This is a genomic window from Bifidobacterium saimiriisciurei, from assembly GCF_010667655.1.
GTDB classification, from domain to species: domain Bacteria; phylum Actinomycetota; class Actinomycetes; order Actinomycetales; family Bifidobacteriaceae; genus Galliscardovia; species Galliscardovia saimiriisciurei.
The window spans coordinates 92,819-110,444 of record NZ_WHZU01000006.1 but is presented as its reverse complement, the minus strand read 5'-3'; the positions used below and the strand labels follow the sequence as shown (position 1 = coordinate 110,444).

At 55.2% G+C, this 17,626-nt stretch carries 13 protein-coding genes; 3 read left to right on the top strand and 10 right to left on the bottom strand.

Going from position 1 to position 17,626, the window contains the following annotated elements:
• The first annotated feature begins 65 nt into the window (after positions 1–65).
• The 3 genes from GFD18_RS05070 (at position 66) to GFD18_RS05060 (ending at position 3,417) form a co-directional block, all read left to right on the top strand.
• Complete coding sequence (locus GFD18_RS05070) at positions 66–1,280, top strand: endonuclease/exonuclease/phosphatase family protein (protein WP_163198448.1); 1,215 nt, start codon at positions 66–68, stop codon at positions 1,278–1,280.
• Positions 1,281–1,313: 33 nt separating this feature from the next.
• Entirely contained in the window at positions 1,314–2,231 is a 918-nt protein-coding gene (locus GFD18_RS05065) for a hypothetical protein (protein ID WP_163198450.1), read from the top strand.
• Positions 2,232–2,391: 160 nt separating this feature from the next.
• Complete coding sequence (locus GFD18_RS05060) at positions 2,392–3,417, top strand: glycosyltransferase family 2 protein (RefSeq protein ID WP_163198452.1); 1,026 nt, start codon at positions 2,392–2,394, stop codon at positions 3,415–3,417.
• Positions 3,418–3,514: 97 nt separating this feature from the next.
• Here the strand turns inward: GFD18_RS05060 and GFD18_RS05055 are convergent, their stop codons facing one another.
• The 10 genes from GFD18_RS05055 to rfbA form a co-directional block, all read right to left on the bottom strand.
• Positions 3,515–4,567 (bottom strand): C40 family peptidase, encoded by a 1,053-nt coding sequence (locus tag GFD18_RS05055; RefSeq protein ID WP_163198454.1) that lies wholly within the window; start codon positions 4,565–4,567, stop codon positions 3,515–3,517.
• Between the two features lie 28 nt (positions 4,568–4,595).
• Positions 4,596–5,069 (bottom strand): hypothetical protein, encoded by a 474-nt coding sequence (locus GFD18_RS05050; protein ID WP_163198456.1) that lies wholly within the window; start codon positions 5,067–5,069, stop codon positions 4,596–4,598.
• Positions 5,066–6,403, bottom strand: coding sequence for a hypothetical protein (locus GFD18_RS05045; protein WP_163228257.1), 1,338 nt, complete (start codon positions 6,401–6,403; stop codon positions 5,066–5,068). Before GFD18_RS05045 ends, GFD18_RS05050 begins: the two co-directional genes overlap by 4 nt.
• A gap of 366 nt (positions 6,404–6,769) precedes the next feature.
• Positions 6,770–8,440 carry a DUF6020 family protein gene (locus tag GFD18_RS05040; RefSeq protein ID WP_163198460.1) on the bottom strand — a complete coding sequence of 557 codons (1,671 nt, stop codon included), beginning with the start codon at positions 8,438–8,440 and terminating at the stop codon, positions 6,770–6,772.
• A 41-nt stretch (positions 8,441–8,481) separates the two neighbouring features.
• Entirely contained in the window at positions 8,482–9,624 is a 1,143-nt protein-coding gene (locus GFD18_RS05035; protein ID WP_163198462.1) for a polysaccharide pyruvyl transferase family protein, read from the bottom strand.
• On the bottom strand, positions 9,621–10,895 hold the full coding sequence (locus GFD18_RS05030; protein WP_163198464.1) for an ABC transporter ATP-binding protein: 1,275 nt from the start codon (positions 10,893–10,895) through the stop codon (positions 9,621–9,623). The genes GFD18_RS05035 and GFD18_RS05030 overlap by 4 nt, the downstream gene beginning before the upstream one ends.
• On the bottom strand, positions 10,896–11,720 hold the full coding sequence (locus GFD18_RS05025; RefSeq protein ID WP_163198951.1) for an ABC transporter permease: 825 nt from the start codon (positions 11,718–11,720) through the stop codon (positions 10,896–10,898). It lies immediately after the preceding gene.
• 63 nt (positions 11,721–11,783) lie between these two features.
• Positions 11,784–13,751, bottom strand: coding sequence for a rhamnan synthesis F family protein (locus GFD18_RS05020; protein ID WP_163198466.1), 1,968 nt, complete (start codon positions 13,749–13,751; stop codon positions 11,784–11,786).
• A complete protein-coding gene (locus GFD18_RS05015; RefSeq protein ID WP_163198468.1) occupies positions 13,748–16,582 on the bottom strand; it encodes a glycosyltransferase in 2,835 nt (944 codons plus the stop codon). Before GFD18_RS05015 ends, GFD18_RS05020 begins: the two co-directional genes overlap by 4 nt.
• Before the next feature lie 75 nt (positions 16,583–16,657).
• On the bottom strand, positions 16,658–17,566 hold the full coding sequence (gene rfbA / locus GFD18_RS05010) for a glucose-1-phosphate thymidylyltransferase RfbA (protein ID WP_163198470.1): 909 nt from the start codon (positions 17,564–17,566) through the stop codon (positions 16,658–16,660).
• Positions 17,567–17,626 lie beyond the last annotated feature (60 nt).

Below are 17,626 nucleotides of genomic sequence, written 5' to 3'. Positions count from 1 at the left end.
CATCCCGTCGCCGCCAGCCGTCCGCATCATCCACGTCAAGATCATCCACGTCAAGGAGCCATATCGTGATTCTTTGGATTCTGCTCGCCGTCATCGCGCTATGGATGACGTTGAAATACCTGCCGGCCAGCGCGGACCGGCATCGTCCGCTGCCCGAGGTCATCGCGCTAATCCCGCTGCTCATCGTGCCGATCGTGCTGCTGCTGGCGCTCGCCGCCGTACTGCGCCTGTGGCCGCAGTGCGTGATGGCCATCGTTTTGTTGGTCGTGCAGCTGCTGTGGCAGGCGGCGTACATCATGCCGATGCCGGCCGCGGTGACGACGATGCTCGGCATCCCCCGACAGTCGGTCGCAACGACGACAGCAACAACGACCGTAACGACGAGCACAACGTCGGCGTCGGCAACGACCGTCGATGACGGCGCCGACGCCGCATCGACTACGTCGCCGTCCATGCCGTCCGGCTCGCAATCATCGACGCCGTCACAAGCCTCGCGAACCATTCGCGTGATGACGCTCAACACCCGTTACGGCCGTGCGGATACCGGCACCATCATGCATCTGGTGAAGCAGGAGCGTATCGATCTGCTTGCCGTTCAGGAGGTGAACGACGATCTCATCCATCGTCTTGAAGTCTCGCATATCGACGACGAGCTGCCGTATCGGGTGCTGGGCAAGTCGCGGCCCGACGACAATGCCGGCTCGAACGCATTGTTCATGCGTTTCGAGCCGATGGATTTCTCCGATGAGTCGGTGAACATCAGCGCCGCAGCGGCCCCCGTGGCCAGAGTGCGGCTCGGCAGCCAGATCGTGGAGTTCGCATCCGTGCATCCGAAGTCGCCGCCGCGCAGCGGACAGGACTGGAGCGACGGCGTGCGCGCCCTCGGCCGGTTCGCCATCCGCGCGGACAAGTGCAACGCCGCCGGCGCAGCCTCCGGAACGACGAACAACGTCAAGCTGCCGACCGACGCGAACGGTATCCCGAAGCAGTATTCCACGGCGGCGCATTGCGCGGCCGTGGTGCTCGGCGACCTTAATTCGAGCGTCTATCATCCCAGTTTCCGCGATGCGCTGCGTCAGGGCTCCGGCCTTGCCGATTCGTCGTTGGAGCTGCATCGCGGCTGGAACAACACGTTCCCGGCCAGCTGGCCCACGTTCCCGGCGCTTATTGAAATCGACCACGTGCTGCATACGAGCGGCATAGTCGCGAAGTCGGCGCATTCGGCGAAAATCCCCCGCACCGACCATCGCGCGCTCATCGTCGAACTCGAAATCGAGTAATATACTCCCGGCTGCGTGCCACAATGGAGGATTATGAACATCATTGAGGAGTTTACGCACGGTAAGCACCGTGATCAATCGCTCAACGAGGATGGCTATTTCATAGGCGGCGGCTTTGTGGCCGTGGTCGACGGCGTGACCAGCAAGGCGTCGGAACGCATCTGGATGCCCACACCGGGCGTGGTGGCGAAGGATACGCTGCTGGCCGCGTTGGAGCAGATCGTGCAGTCGCAGCCGTCGCCGTACGCGTGGCCGAACGCACAGCTCACGTCAAACGCCCCCGCAGCCATGCGCGCGATGCAGCAGCGGCTCGACTCCGCACTGCACGACCGTTATGAGGCGTCGCCGCTCTCCCCCGACTTCTTCCGTCAGCATCCCACGGAACGCCTTCAGGCGAACATGGTCGTCTACAGCGAGGCGCAGCATGAGATCTGGCTGTTCGGCGACTGTCTGGCGATGGTCAACGGCAAGCGCATCCCCACGATGAAGAAGGTGGACCTGCTGCTGGCCGAACTGCGCAGTTTCGTGTTCCAGGCGCAGGACGCCGCCAAGGCCAGCGGCGTCGGCGTGGGAGTGGCCGACGCGGTGCCGCTGTCGGCGGTCACGTCCACCGCGGTGTTCGCAGACCCCGGCCGTGACGCCATCATGCCGTTCCTGAAGATGCAGGCGAACTTCGCCAACCAGCGCGGCGAATACGGGTATTTCGTGTTCGACGGCTTCACCGACCCGGAATACCCGGTCCATGCGGTGCCCGTGCATCCCGGCGACGAGGTGGTGCTCGCCAGCGACGGCTACCCGATCCTGTGCCCCACGCTCGACGATTCCGAAACCGAACTGCTGCGCCTGCGTCAGAAGGATCCGCTGCTCATCCGCGAATTCAAGGACACCAAGAGCTTCTCCCCCACGATGGAGTCATTCGACGACCGCACGTATGTGCGATTCGTGGTGTGATTACGTCACGAAGGGTTTATATGGGGCATATGAAGGGTGCATAAAGGCGGGAATTTAATTCCCTATATGCCCCTTGTCATTGTGCCCATCGTGCGGAATCGCCTAGAGGCTGCCCACACGCAACCCTAAGCGATTCCGCGCGACCAGTAGACTGGTGGTCATGTCGAATGAACTCGTGAGCATCATCGTGCCGGTGTACAACGCGGAGAAGTATCTGCGATACTGCCTGGATTCCATCGTCGGACAGTCGTATAGGAATCTGGAGATCATTCTGGTGGATGACGGCGCAAAGGACTCGTCGGGCGCGATCTGCGATGAGTACGCGGCTCGCGATGGGCGCGTGCGTGTGATCCACCAGGAGAACGGCGGTATCGCGAAGGCGCAGAACGCCGGCCTTGACGCCGCTACCGGCGCGTATATCGCGTTCGCCGACAACGACGACATTCTCGACCGCCGCAACATCGATCTGCTGCTGCACGCGCTGGAGTCCACGGGCGCGGCGATGAGCAAGGCCCGTTGGCAGCAAATCGGCGTCTCGCAGATCACCGACACCGTGGCGCAAGCCGCAGTCGGCGCCGAACCGCCGGAGACGACGACCGTGTTCCGCAATCCGCTGCGCGCCTACCAGACCGTGTTCTGCAAGTCGCTGCGCCTGATCGGCAGCGCGCTCGGCCGCCATACCGAGGCCCGATATTTCAACGAAGCCAATTGGTGCCGCCTCTACCGCCGCGAACTGTGGGACGGCATCAGGTTCCCCGAGGGCATGTACGCGCAGGATGTGATGGTGGCCGGCAAACTCTACTCTCGTATGGCCAAGGTGGTGGACGTGGATGCCGTGCTCTACTACTGGCTGCAGTCGTCGGAGTCCGTCACCCATGTCGAACGCAGCTTTGGCTTCTACCACGACAACGTGGCCGCCGGTATCGCCAACTTCCGTCATGCGCTGTCCGAAGACGTAACACCGGCCCGCAGCTACTACACGCTGGTCGGTTCCGCGGCCGAGGAACGCACCGCACCAGACTTTGCAGACCCTGAGAGCCAGCGTCAGTACGAGATTGATTGTGCGGAAATGCGAGAACTTCTCGGCCGTCTCTCCCCCATCCAACGTCTGCGCTGCGCCATGCTCCAGAAGATCCGCCTCTTCGAAAAGCATATCTACGACCGCAAGGTGAAGGGGATGAAGTAGGGGCCCGAGTCAACGTCGTATTCGACGATTACAAAAAGTGGCGGGGTGCAGGCAACTGTCTGCACCCCGCCACTCTCATTCCAGATCGAACTACCTATCAGACGAACGGACGGGCAATAGCCGTAGGCCTACGCCCACCGTCGAAGATGTTGGCGACACGGACTCTCGGGACATAGGCTTCAATTACCTGATTGTTCCCAAGATAAATAGCGACATGCCCAGTGTAGAAAATGAGGTCTCCACGCTTACGAGCTTCAAGAGACACATGCTGGAATCGCTTATCCGCAGCCATGTTATTAGCGTCATGGCTGTGGTACGGATCATACCAATGGTTGTATGGATTGTAGCCGTCAAGGTTCATACCGGTCGCATACAGCGACTGCATAACCAGGCCGGCGCAATCAACGCCCTGCCCCGGTGCCAGGGCATAGTTCCAGATATATGGAGTACCCATGTATTCGTAAGCACGACGAATCATTACCTCAACCGCCTCGTTGCGATTCGCATCGACACGAAGTCGGGAAGGCGTAGCATAGTTCCACGGTGCAGGTCGGTTGAACTTCACCGAACGCCTACTGACTTGGAAATACTGCGGAGGATTCTGCCAGCCGTACTTATCGGTTGCACCAGTGGAATCAAACCAATAACGACGTCCATTAATCATATGAGTACTCGTAAGTCGACGGCCATCGGGCGCATAGTACTTATACGTCTGACTGCTCAAACGTGCCCACCCAGTATGGCGATACCCAGTCTTAGGCTCGAGATAATACCAGGCACTACCAATCTTCACTTCTTTACCGCCGTTGTATTTCTTGCCGTCACCACCATAAAATACATAACGACCGTTGGAAAGCTTTCGCCAGCCCGAGTACCGAACGCCGGTATCTGTCGTGAAATAGTATGAATCTCCTCCGATGGTCTGTTCACCCTTCAGCGGCACACCCTGGTCAAGGTAGAACCAGTCGCCACCAATCTTCTGCCAGCCAGTAGCGGCAGCGGTAGCGCCGCTGCCAACGGTGACGCCAGCAGCTGATACTGAAACCGTACCGATAAGACCCATCGGAATGAGTAGAGCGAGGGAGACAACGAATACGACAATCGCCGAAGTCCGTCGTTTTGTTTGCTTATATAGCCACTGTAAACGCATACGAATTCCTTATAAAATATCCAAGCTCTTATTTGTCGTTCAGGGTTTCAAGTGTGACTTGCAGACCAGTATTGTTGTTATAGATCCAAGTGACGTTCATGCCGTTCCACCGTTCGGTCTTCAGCCCGTCGTCCATCTTGGCGTCGAGGATTTTCTGCTTCAGGTCGTCAGGCATACCGTACTTGGTCAACATGCAGTCCAACGTCTTTTTCGAGGAGTCCTTGCCGGAGAGCAACGTCATGGATTTGCCGCCATCCTCCGTGACCATGATCTCTTTGTCGTAGGCTGTTTCGCTGAATTCCACGTCCGGATTGCATTCGGAGTCAACCTTCGAGACCAAGGCCGGAGCCGCGGCCTCAGCACGCTTCTCTTGTACGTAAGGAACGCCCTTCCAAACGACGAAGCCGATGATAAGCGCAAGAACAATCACAGACGCAAGACCCCAATACAGCCTGTGGCGTTTTGACCGATTGTCCTTATGCTTGACTCGCTGGCCCGTCATAGCGAACTCCAAGCGATATGTTCCTGCTGCCACTTGGTTCTGAGTCCAAGGAGACGGTATTCGTTATACGAAGTGTATATGTGTTCTCGGGTGTACGGATTATTCAACCTATACACATCATTGAGACCATCAGCGGCATAGCGGAAAGCAATGCCTTCTCCACGCCAACCCTTTTTTTGCAATGAGTTGTACTCATACTTGTTTGCCGTGTACAGGTGAAGATGATAGTGTCCGAAATATAGACGATAAACAGGGGTTCCCGTTTTCGAAGCCTTGAAGGAAACCCCCTCGCTTCTCCATCCCCTACGCTGAAGCGTATTATATTCATTCCGGTTCACGGTATATAGATGACGGTCTGCACCGCGATGATAGAGACGATATACCGGTACGGCATCAGCATTGTTCAGTTCGGTGTACTTTACTGTCAGCTTTGCAGCGTTACCCGAGCCTCGCGCAGTCAGCACAACGGCAACCGTAATAGTGCTTTTCGTTCCATTGTTGAAGAACACCCAGTTGCTTTCAGAGTTGGCACCACCTTGGCAGCGGCCGGCAGCACACAATGTCGTTGACTTGTTACCTAGGAAGTAGTCACCATGCGAAGCGCTATTTAGCCACGAAGAGAAATCCCCTGCAGAAGCAAACTTAACACCATTCTTTTGGTCGCCGAGGTAACCAGCATATGCATAATCGGATTGAGCTTCGTTGTTACCGAACTGACCGTGCGCTGCAATAATGAAAGAAGGACGGGTTCCGCTCACAGTACCAGCATTACGAATGGAAAACTTACCTGTATGGTTTGGACGAACTGTGAACTTGTATGTCGTGGCTGCCTGAGGCGAAGTATCAGAGGACGTTGTGATAATGCCACCTGCGGCATCCGCCGAGTATGCGCCCTGATATCCGGATTTGACGGAAACAACGCCGTTATCCTTCAATCCTGCGACTTTACATCCAGTCGCGTTACCGCACGCGGATGCGAGTCGACTAGTCAGTTCATTCACATATTTGGTATACGCACTATTAAATCCCGTGATATCAGCCCACGAGTTCTGAGCCTTCATTTCACTGGTATTCGTAGAAGATTCATTAGTGGGATTCTCTTCATCGTTTTCCGTTGATTCTGCAGCCGAATCAGATGAATTATCTTTAGATGATTCCACCGTCTGATTATCCACAAAAGAGGAACCATTCGTCCTGGAACTGTTATCAGAACGAGATGATTCTTCATTATCGGAAGCAGAACTCTCCATCGAAGGACTAACCGTGGAAGTTGTCTCTTCCTGCACTTCCCCCGCCCATGCAGCAGGCTGTTCCGCCAGAGTCACAGGAGTCATAAACATCATGGCAGCTAGGCCTATCGCCAACCGAGAAACAGTGCGTTTACACACCATCTGTCAATAGCCTTTCGTCTAATTCTCTAATTCATCCTCAAAGGTGAGGATACCCCCGCCCTCCAGACAATCTCTACAAGGGTAAGGAGCACAAACAAAAGAGGAAAAAGAGATGCGGCATTTACTCAGGAATGTGTCGAGGAAACCGTGAAAGCAAACACCGCATCCATATCACAGTGTAGCCGGAATTCGTGCCTGTTTTCAGATACCTTCCTACGCTCTCTTATTCTTTATTTAGCACCTATCTTCCATATAAGCGCTAGTGAGCATCACAAACACCGGTGCAATATAAATCATCCCAATGATATATCACATATAAAACCCTGTTGACCCCGCGTAAAGAGACAACAAAGACAGCCAGTATGGACCAAACACAATCCATAGGCGAGTTTCCTTAGCGTGGACACGCACTTTTCGAGAGCACAGAAGAGCCAATAGGCCCATCGGCAACATCCATGACCAGAATGACTGATATGTCAGTATGTTCAATACCGGTATGTGATTCATTCCCTCGTACAGTTGCTTAACCGCAGTGTTTGGATAAGCATCCGTCGGAATGATGTCCCCCAGCAAATTCTCATTGACCGATGTCGATAGTTGTACATCCATCTGGTTGCCGGTCATTGCGTATGGCGGATTAGCCATATAGGTGGGATTCTCCACCGCAGGTCTGTCGGTGGAGAAGAAACTGGCTTCCAGAGCAACAAACGCATTGATATATGAGGAAGGATGCGTGATTCCCTGCTGGAGCCAAGCCTTGACATAATCTCCAGTACATGCGGCATTACGAATCGTGAAACCGCTAACCGGATCAGTTATGAAGGGGCGATACTGGCTCGCCATATCTTGATAACGAACCTGCGAAAAGCAATTAATCGCTTCGATTTGATCTGATGTCGCTTCGTTCGGATTGTCTTTCGCGTATCGAGCTGTCATTTGAAGCGGTATCACAAAGAACTGACTCGAATCAGTAGTTACGATTTTTAAAGCAGGGAAAAGTGCCATCGGGATAATTATTGAAGTAACTGCCATATATGCAGCCAAGAATGCGACGGCCAGAATCCTCTTTCGCAATCCCGACTTGACGAATATCAGAATCCCGACGGATAACAGACAGATGATTCCTCCGGTTTTCGTCGTCAGGCCAGAGAGCACAGTAAGCGCGAAGAAACCCACGAGGAAGAAAGGACGCTTCAATGAGCTCAAACTCGACTTCCAGGATTCCACATACATCAATACCCAAGGCAGGAAGAAAACAGCGTGGAATACATCCTTGACTACCGTGCAGAAGAGAATCGGGAATAGAGGGAACACTGCATAGAACAGCAGCATAGTCGAGCACATCGGCGCTCCGACAGAAAATCGCTGCCGCATATAGGAAAGACTGATTGCGAAAGTAAGGCTCATCGTCACACATTGCAGCAGGCAAAGCAGGAACAACCCTTGCGATGCGCTCCCTAATACAGTGCCCAGCTTGGCGAACAATCCGAATGCATAAGTGTCAAACCAAGGATGATGATCCCAAATCATGCCGACCGGTATACCGGCATGAGACCATGCCGGGCGGCCAAAAAACTGGGCTATCTGCTGTCCGGTGTCGTAATACAGGATTCCCGGATGCAGAGCCACCAAATATGGCAGCCAGCAAAATAGAATGACAATCCACGAAAGCGCAATGCTCCATCCAGTGAGTTGAAACCATGGAAGAGCTTGCACGGCAGCGCGTATTCTGGAGGGGAACATCTGCTCCGATGCTGGAATCTCGTCATCGTCAGCAACATGTGCCTTACATAGGTAATGATGTTGCACACCATATTGAAGCAAGACAAAACCGCATACCGCTATTACCGAAAAAGCAAACAGCTCTATCCACAAAACGCCTGAACGTATGGATATCGCCCCCGTGGCTCCTGCATTGCCGATAGCGATGCAGGAGCCACAGATAATACCTAAAATGATTTGCGCTTTAGACAGCTTCATCCCGTGCATTCCCTACCTCATGAAGTCAGATATGCCGCATCCTATCTGCCAAGAAAATCGTCAAGCGCTTTAAACTGCAATTCGGCATCCCGTTGCTGTTTGCTCACATCGATCGGTTGGAGACCGATAATCTCATCAGCGTCATGAGGCCAGTTTTTCGGCATATCGTTCAGCAAATCGACACGTCGAATACCATTCCGAGCAATATCATTCAGCATATTGTCGGTCTTGACGTTATAGATGAGCGGCAACACCTTGGAACCAGCTATCAAGCCAAGAATGGTCGCATGGAACCGAGTGGCAACGACAATCTCCGAAGAAGCGATGGCGTTCACCATAGGGTCCTGATCATACTGATAGATGATATTCTCGCTGTTCACTCCCCTTGCCCGCAGCATTTCCTGAATCCGTCCGATGGCAGCCCCATCGTTTTCCGGAGTGCAGAATGCGCCGAAAACAATCGAGTACCCCTTTGCATGCAGTTTTTCAGCGATATCTGCAATCCACTGCTCGTACTCATCAGCCTTTGAGCGAAGCGACTCAGGCCTCCCTGGCAATGACAAATCACAAACCGAGAAAAACGCCTGCTTGCGCTTCTTCAATTTCGGCATCGGGAATGCAAACAACACATCGCTGGCGGTTCGGATATTGGCAACATCCGGGAACTGAGACTTCGACCACTTGTCACGGAAACAAACGTCATCGCAATACTGCGTGAAAATATGTCGATAAGCTTCTCGATAATCCTCGGCCCAATACGGGCCGAAATTCGCCCCAATAACGAAAGTATGATCGGGCGTCTTATACAGATGCCGCGTTTCAAAGAGGATTTGCTTCTGCAGCTGTTCATCTCGCTGCTGCTGATACATCGATCCGCCAATCATCACCAGATTTCGGGTACGGTGTACGTCTTCCAGCAGCAAACGCACTTCAGGAGACACAGTCACTCCACCAATACGAGACATCAGTCCCAGCAGCGGTCGCCGAGGTATGGCGGTCCCAAGCGGAATGAGACGGACATTGCCGTATCGGCTCTCGAAGAACCGATACGGCTCGTCGGCGACTACAGTAAAGCGGACGTCAGGATACCGCCGAAACAGCGTATCCATGAACAGATCATCCCCCAGATTATGGGCAAGATACCCTTTGACCGTCACTTCCTGCGAAGGCGCCGATAACGTCATGATTCCTCCACGGTGATGGACATCGCATCATCGTTCAGCAATGCGTATTCCGTATTTTCGGACTCACGAATGGAGAATACGCATGAGTTGGCATCGTTGGTGAAAGCAACCATCTTCGTGGACTTGGGATGGATATCGTCCTTCACACGTACAGCAGCGACCAGACGGAAGTCACCATTGCTGAACAAATCCAACGGTAGCGAGCAATGCAGAACCTGCTTGCCTTCCGATGCCTTACGGAACACCTTGGTGTCGTATGTGGTACCGCCACGTCGGATATCGATAAGCGAAAGGGCCACGTAATGGTCACGCTTCTCTTTATATTCGTACTCGACGGTAAATCGGAACGGCTTGCTGATGTCGGCGCACAGCGGCGAACCCTCCGGTTCGATTTTCATCGACGGGACCTGCTCGTTAAGACCGAGATCAAAGTCATCCTTGACACGCTGCTTGTCCTGGGCTTTGAGGTTCTCCAGAGTGTAACGATCGGCGACGTCGTCCTTGTTGCCGCTTTCGACTATTTCGCCGTCCTTGATGAGAATTGCCTTGTTGCAGTATTTCTTGACCGCGTCCATGCTGTGGGTCACGAGGATGACCGTCTTCTTCGGATCCTTCTTGATCTGCGCGAAGTAGTTGTCGCACTTGCGCTGGAAGGATTCGTCGCCGACGGCGAGCACCTCGTCGAGCACAAGGATGTCGCCCTGCGCCTTGATGGCCACGGAGAACGCCAGACGGACCTGCATGCCGGAAGAGTAGTTCTTCAGCTTCTGGTCCATGAACTCACCCAGTTCGGCGAATTCGACGATGTCGTCATACATATCGTCGATTTCGGCATGGGAGAAGCCCAGCAGAGCACCGTTGAGATACACGTTCTCACGGCCAGTGAGTTCGGGGTTGAAGCCCACACCGAGCTCGATGAACGGAACGAGCTTGCCGTTCACGGTGATGGAACCGCCGTCGGGCATGTAAATCTGGGAAATCAGCTTCAGCAGAGTGGACTTGCCGCTGCCGTTTCGACCGACGATGCCGAAGAAGTCGCCTTCATGCACCTCGAAGGAGATATCGCGCAGCACATGCTGAATCTTGAAGCCCTTGATGCCCTTGGTCCAGTTAATGAGGGCCTGTTTCAAACCGGACGCCTGTTCGGTCGGCAGCTTGAAGAACTTGGCCACATGGTCGACCTTGAGCACGACCTTCTTGTTGTCGTTCTCGGTCGCGAGCTCGGCGGCAGTTTTGGTAACAGCGGTATCGTTTGCAGTTGCAGCACTCATTTACAGCACCTCCGCGAACTTCTGGCTGTATTTACGGAACAGATGGATGCCCAGCACAAGCAGCACCACGGTGATCGCGATCGGAATCAGCTGGACCCACAGATGATTGACATCGGTCCATACCGTTTGCGTCGTATCCGGCGCTATCAGGTTATGGCGAATATCCTGAATGATCTGCGCCGGGGGACTCAGCAACAGCATCTTGGTGACGATGGCGCCATCAACCGGCCCCAGGCGCTGGATAATCATGCTCAGCGGGTAGATGATCGGCGTCGCGTAGAAGAAGATCTGCAGCAGCACTTCCCAGATATGCTGAATGTCACGGAAGTACACGTTCAACGCGGAAAGCAGCAGCGCGGAGCCCAGTGCCAGCGCATAGAACTCGATGAAGTTGAATGGCAACAGCAGCACACGCCATGTGAAATGCACCAGACCGCTGAAGATGCAGAACACGATGACCACGCCCATGTTGATGGCGAGGCTGATCAATGAACCGACGGTGGCGGCCACCACGATGATGTAGTTCGGGAAATGCACCTTACGTAACACATCGCCACGGTTCACGATGGAGACCAGTCCCATGGTGGTGGCCTCGGCGTAGAAGTTCCACAGGCTGATGCCCAGCAGCAGCACCAGCGGGAACGTGGGCGTGCCATCCGTGAACTTCAGGAAGCGGACGAACACCACATACATGACGACGAACAGCATCAGCGGCTTAAGCACCGACCATGCAATACCCAGGAACGAGCCCTGGTAGCGAAGCTGGAAGTCGGTCTTCACCAGTTCTCGGAGGATCACCAACGATGTGTGGTAACGCTCCTGCATTCTCTTGATTAGTTTCACAAGCACCTCATTTCCAAGACAGCGATTCTACGCAGCCCGACATACCTACTTATGGGAGCGCAGTTTACGAACGATGGCCACAGGACCCCAGGCAAGGTTGTAGGCGGCATCGCGCAGCGGCTTCGGCAGCGGAAGAATCACCTTATGTGCAATGCCACGCAGACGGTTATGGACTCGGGTGCGCAAGGCCCTGTCATGGAACACCTGCAAAGCGCTCAGTCTTGCATCCGAGGACCGACTGTTCTCGATGAGGCTATCTCCCCAACGATACGGTCCCAGCGTACCCATGAAGATCTTAGACGCATGCAGCAAGGAATCCAGTTCGATGGCCGCGTACTTGTCGGTAAGAATCCATGCAGGATAGTACCCCTGCGACTGCGCCACATAACCCGTCGCGCGTTCGATGGCGTGGGAAATCGAACCGTCCACACCCATCTTGCCTTCGGGCAGAAAGTCCTCGTAGTCCCAGCCGTATTCGAACAGCGGCTTCAGCGCCTCCACGCGGAACCAATAGCAGGAACCAATGGCCGACATCGTGCGCTTGGCTTCAGTCATCGGCACATCGAGACCGAGCATATCGTGCATGAGCTTCTGTGTGCCGGCGAAGTTGGCACCCCAGTCATGGGGAATGGTGTGCGCGAAGTAGATGGCATGCCACGGCGGGGTGGGTGCCGCAAGGCCGAGCCGCGGATTCTGCACGAACAGCGTCAGCACGTTTTCCACGTAGTCCTTGCTGCCGAGCGTGTTTTCCATCAGCTTGTATGCAAAGCCCTGGGATTCGGTGCCGTCGTGGCCGCTCTCGCCTACCTGCGATGATTTCTTGTCGTGGGCGAAGCCGACGACCTCGTATTTGCCGCTCAGCACCACGCCGCTTGCGGCGACGAACAATGCAGAAACGTCACGCCCACGGTTCTTCACGGGAATGAATTCGATGGGATGGGTGAATCCGTGTTCATCCGCGTAGGCGCGAATCTGCGGAATCTTGTCCTTCGTGCTGGTGATGTACAGATCCGTGGATTCCGGCAGGGACCGCAGGTAATGGAAGGTGTCGTCCAGCAGGTCCATGAAGTAGATGTGCTGGATGAACACCGACGACGGCACTTCGCCGTCACGGGGATTCAACGCCTTGGTCGGCAGCACGTAATCCAAGTGCATGGCCTGCCGGATGTCATCAAGGTTGAAGGAACGCAGCAGCGTATCCCAAATCAGGTTGACGTCATAATCCGTATGCTCGCGGATGTAATCGTAGAGTTCGCTGCCGGGCTGACCGGCGGTTTTGTCGAAGTAAGCGCCATAGTCCACGAAGAACGAACGACGCTTGAAAATGGGGCATCGGTCGTTTTCGATGATCTGCTTGGGCATGAACAGCAGCGGGTATGGCGAAAGACCGGCATACTTTTCCGCATCGATGTAAGTGGCCCAGGTAAATCCACGTTGTTCGAAATACGGGGTGAACCGCATCTCGTGCTTACGGGTGACTTCCGCGTAATCGGTCATCACCGGCATGGACTCCCAGTACTGGTGGAACGCATCGGACGATACGAGACGCTTGCCGTACACATGCCAGTATGCCTGGATATGGGCGGGAATGGTCTCCTCGCCGAACTTTGCCCTCGGATGCGCCGTAATGCCCCAGAAGTCGACGTTCTTGGAGTCCATTGCATCGAACAGCTCGGAGAACGGATACAGCGGACCCATCACCGTGTCGTTGAAGCAAATAATCTCGTCATATGATTCCAGCTTGTCCCAGCCGAGGGACAGCATGGCCTGCTGATATGCGGCGGCATCGAGACCCTTGTTTTCGCGAACGGTGATCTGATCGGTGAACTGGCTGAACATCGTACGCGATTCATCATCCAGTTTGCCGTTGGCCACGACGACGAGATCCGTCAGATACGGCTGAAGTGCCTTCAGTAACACTTCGATATATCCGTCGGCATGACCGGCATGATCGTAGAAGCAGAAGATACCGAGTCGCTTCTTCATTCCGGCTGCAGTATTCTGATTGCTCATAGCGTGAAATCACTCTTTTCTCGGCTGAGATTACGGTTGTAGTTTGGATCGGCTTCAACATATTGCGCCCAGCGATGCTTGAACAGCGCATCGGCATGCAGCAGTTCGATGATGTCACGATTGCTGCGATCCGGCGTTCCGACGCTGATGGATTCGTGATGCGTCAGCTCGACGGTGGGCATGTAGACGTTGCGGTAGCCCCTCGCCCACAGCTTGAGGCACAGATCGACATCGTTGAACGTCACGCGGAATTCGTCGGCGAAACCGCCGACTTCCTCGAACTTCTTTTTCTCGATGACCATGCAGGCGCCGGTGACGGCGGTGACGTCGCGAATCAGACGCAGCATCACCTGCTGGGTGACGTTGAGCTGGTTCGAGTTCTTCTCTACATGGTTGAACAGGTTGGCGGCGGCACCATTCTTGCTGCCGACTCCCACGCCGATGCCGGCATGCTGGATGACGGCATTGCCGGGGTACAGCAGAAGCGGGCCAACTGCGCCAATCTCCGGTCGCTGGGCAAGACCGCCAAGGGTCTGCATCCAGTCCGGAGAGATGACCTCGGTATCGTTGTTCAGCTGAATGAGCAGCTCGCCCTTGGCCTTGGATGCTCCGAAGTTGCAGGAGCGGGAGTAGCTGAAACGCTTCTCCACGAAGGACAGCTGATGGAAGTTGCCATGCTTGGCGCTGACCCGCTTGTACCAGTCGAGCACCTGCGGGTCGTCGGAGCCGGTGTCGACGAGAATGATTTCGAAGTTCTTGTAGGTCGACCTTGCGTAGATGGACTCGATGCAGCGCTTGACGACGGCGAACTGGTTCTTGCTGGGAATCACAATGGAAATCAGAGGATTGCCCTGCAACGGGTATCGCACGTTCAGCCAGCCGTTGGCATTCTGGTTGACCACGGCGTTGCTGATTCCACGCTGCACAAGGTCGGTCTCCACAGCCTTCTTCTGCGCGCGCAGTGCGTAGGGCTTGGCGCCCATGCTCTGTGCAGTGGATGCGGAGTAGGCACGCCAACTGTACAGCACCTTGGCGATGTGGCAGATGGTGGTCGGGTGAATCGAACGGGTCACGCGCAGGAACAGCTCCCAATCCTGGGCACCGTTGTATTCCGGGTCTTCCAGACCGGCTTCCTTCAGCACGGACGTGCGAATCACCGTGAAATGGGTGATGTAGTTGACGCTGCGCAGCAGCTCACTGTTCCAGTCAGGCTTGAAGAATGGTTCGAAATGCTGTTCCGAATGCTCGTTGACCTTGTCTTCATCCGTGTAGATGAAGTTCACGTTCGGCATGGTATTGACGGTCTGCACCACTTCATGCAACGCATTGGGCCACAGCAAATCGTCATGGTCGAACAGGGCGATGAACTCACCATTCGCCGCTTCGACGCCGGCATTGGTGGCCTTGGCGATGCCGCCGTTCTGTGGCATACGAATGAATTTGATGCGGGAGTCCTTGGCCGCATATTCCTTGGCGATGGCCTGCACCTGAGGTTGCGGAGATGCATCATCGACAATGACAAGCTCCCAATTGGGATACGCCTGCCCAATCACACTGTCAATCGCCTCGCGCAGATACCGCCCCTGCGTGTTATATGCCGGCATAATGACCGAAATCAGCGGTTGATTGTCGAACACCGTCTTCTTCATCGCGGCGATGGCATCTGCATTCGGATAATGCGCCGCGACATATCCGACATATTTTTGCGCCTCGAGCGCGGCGTTCTGAGGGAAGACCGGAGCCGTGTTCTTGGAACGACGTACGACGTTCTTCACCTTGGTAAGCGTGGCACGCATACCATGCTGCTTGATGGTACGGGCGATGATGAGCGGAGCCGCGATGAGACGACCAACGCGGAACGATTTGGAATTACGCAGGTCCACGGCTTCGCGGCTGACCTGGGCAAGCCGCTCGTTCAGATCGGCGGCGTCCTCAAGCAGACGATTGACCATGCCGTCCTTGACCTCGTTATCCTCTTCAAGGTCGTGGATTTCCTCATGGAGTTCGGCAATATCGCCGTTGGCCGCGCCGAGAGCATCCTGCAGCACCTGACGAGAAGTCAACGTCTCAACGATTTCACTATCATCCGTGTAATCGACCTGCTCGGGATAAAAACGCCGGTACTTTTCGATGATGTACGTATACGTCTTCAGGAAACGCAGAGCATTGGCTTTGTTCTGGGCGGTAAGTTCACCGGAACCATAGGAAGTGTCTCGAGATTCCTCATGCTTCCGGTACGGAAGATACGTGTCGTGGTTCTTCGCGAATTTCGCGCCATCCAGTGCAAGACCGAGGAAGAAGTCCCAGTCCTCACGCCCCAGGCCATTCAGCTGTTCATCGAAACGATGCTTGCCAATGGCGGAACGACGAATCAAGGACCCCATATGCACGAAGTTCCGGCCGATAAGGAATTTCAGACTGAACTCCGGCATCTTGAACACGGACTTATCGTCACCGAATGTATGCAAGTCGGTATATACCACATCCAGATGATCCCGCTCGGCCTGCTCGACCAACGTCGCCAGATAATCGTCGTGCCACACATCGTCAGCGTCAAGGAAGCACAGATACTCGCCCTGGGACAGTTCCAGACCACGATTGCGAGTGGCGACGATGCCGGCGTTCTCCTGCTTCACATACGTGAAATCGGAATGCTTTTCGCAATAGGATGTGATGACTTCGTCGCTGTTATCCGTGGAACCATCGTTGATGATGATCAACTTAGTATTGGGATACGTCTGATTCAGCACGCTGTCGATGCTCTCCGCGATATAGTCACCGTAGTTGTAGTCGGTGATGATGACGGAGACGAGGGGGTGTTCCTGGGTCATATAAAAAATGGTAGCAGTCTGCCCATCAGCTGACGCACAGACTGCTACTCTCCTTTCGCTACAACGGCTGAAATATCAGTCTTCGTATTCGTTCTTCTTGACGACGATGCGGCCTTCGGCCACGTCCTTGAGATGCTGGCCGTAGGGGCTCTTGCCGTACTTGGTGGCGGACTCCATGAGGGTCTCCTCGGTGATCCATCCGTTCTGGTAGGCGATCTCCTCCACGACGGCGATGGGCAGGCCCTGTGCGCGCTGCACGGTGCGCACGAATTCGCCGGCCTCGTACAGCGAGTCCATGGTGCCAGTGTCGAGCCAAGCGTAGCCGCGGCCGAGCGTGCGGACGTTCAGCGTGCCGTCTTCGAGATACATCTTGTTGAGGTCGGTAATCTCCAGTTCGCCTCGGGCGGAGGGCTTGACCTGCTTGGCGAATTCGGTGACGCGCTCATCGTAGAAGTACAGGCCGGTGACGGCGTAGTTGGAGGCCGGGTGGGCCGGCTTCTCCTCGATGGAGACGGCCTTGCGGTTCTCGTCGAATTCGACGACACCGTAGCGTTCGGGATCGTCCACGTAGTAGCCGAACACGGTGGAGCCGCCGCCGTTTTCGGCGGTGCGCACGGCTCCGCGCAGCGTGCGGCCGAGGCCGTTGCCGTAGAAGATGTTGTCGCCGAGCACGAGGGCGCACGGCTCGCCGTCGATGAACTCCTCACCGAGGATGAACGCCTGGGCGAGGCCGTCGGGGGACGGCTGCACCTTGTAGCTGAGGTTCACGCCGTAGTGGGAGCCGTCGCCGAGCAGTCGCTCGAAGTTCGGCAGGTCCTTGGGGGTGGAGATGATGAGGATGTCGCGGATGCCGGCCATCATCAGCACCGACAGCGGGTAATAGACCATCGGCTTGTCATAGACGGGAAGCAGCTGCTTCGAGGTGACCGTGGTCAGGGGGTACAGCCTCGTACCCGAACCGCCTGCAAGAATAATGCCTTTCATACGTATCCTCTTTCGCTTGCCGTATGCAGTATCTACTACGATATCCTTAGTTACCGAACT

Coding starts and splice junctions, on each gene's coding strand:
- GFD18_RS05065 (WP_163198450.1), top strand. CDS start 1,314: ATGAACATCATTGAGGAGTTTACGCACGGTAAGCACCGTGATCAATCG.
- GFD18_RS05020 (WP_163198466.1), bottom strand. CDS start 13,751: ATGAGCAATCAGAATACTGCAGCCGGAATGAAGAAGCGACTCGGTATC.
- GFD18_RS05025 (WP_163198951.1), bottom strand. CDS start 11,720: ATGCAGGAGCGTTACCACACATCGTTGGTGATCCTCCGAGAACTGGTG.
- GFD18_RS05060 (WP_163198452.1), top strand. CDS start 2,392: ATGTCGAATGAACTCGTGAGCATCATCGTGCCGGTGTACAACGCGGAG.
- GFD18_RS05030 (WP_163198464.1), bottom strand. CDS start 10,895: ATGAGTGCTGCAACTGCAAACGATACCGCTGTTACCAAAACTGCCGCC.
- GFD18_RS05045 (WP_163228257.1), bottom strand. CDS start 6,403: ATGACTCCTGTGACTCTGGCGGAACAGCCTGCTGCATGGGCGGGGGAA.
- GFD18_RS05035 (WP_163198462.1), bottom strand. CDS start 9,624: ATGACGTTATCGGCGCCTTCGCAGGAAGTGACGGTCAAAGGGTATCTT.
- GFD18_RS05055 (WP_163198454.1), bottom strand. CDS start 4,567: ATGCGTTTACAGTGGCTATATAAGCAAACAAAACGACGGACTTCGGCG.
- rfbA (WP_163198470.1), bottom strand. CDS start 17,566: ATGAAAGGCATTATTCTTGCAGGCGGTTCGGGTACGAGGCTGTACCCC.
- GFD18_RS05040 (WP_163198460.1), bottom strand. CDS start 8,440: ATGAAGCTGTCTAAAGCGCAAATCATTTTAGGTATTATCTGTGGCTCC.
- GFD18_RS05050 (WP_163198456.1), bottom strand. CDS start 5,069: ATGACGGGCCAGCGAGTCAAGCATAAGGACAATCGGTCAAAACGCCAC.
- GFD18_RS05015 (WP_163198468.1), bottom strand. CDS start 16,582: ATGACCCAGGAACACCCCCTCGTCTCCGTCATCATCACCGACTACAAC.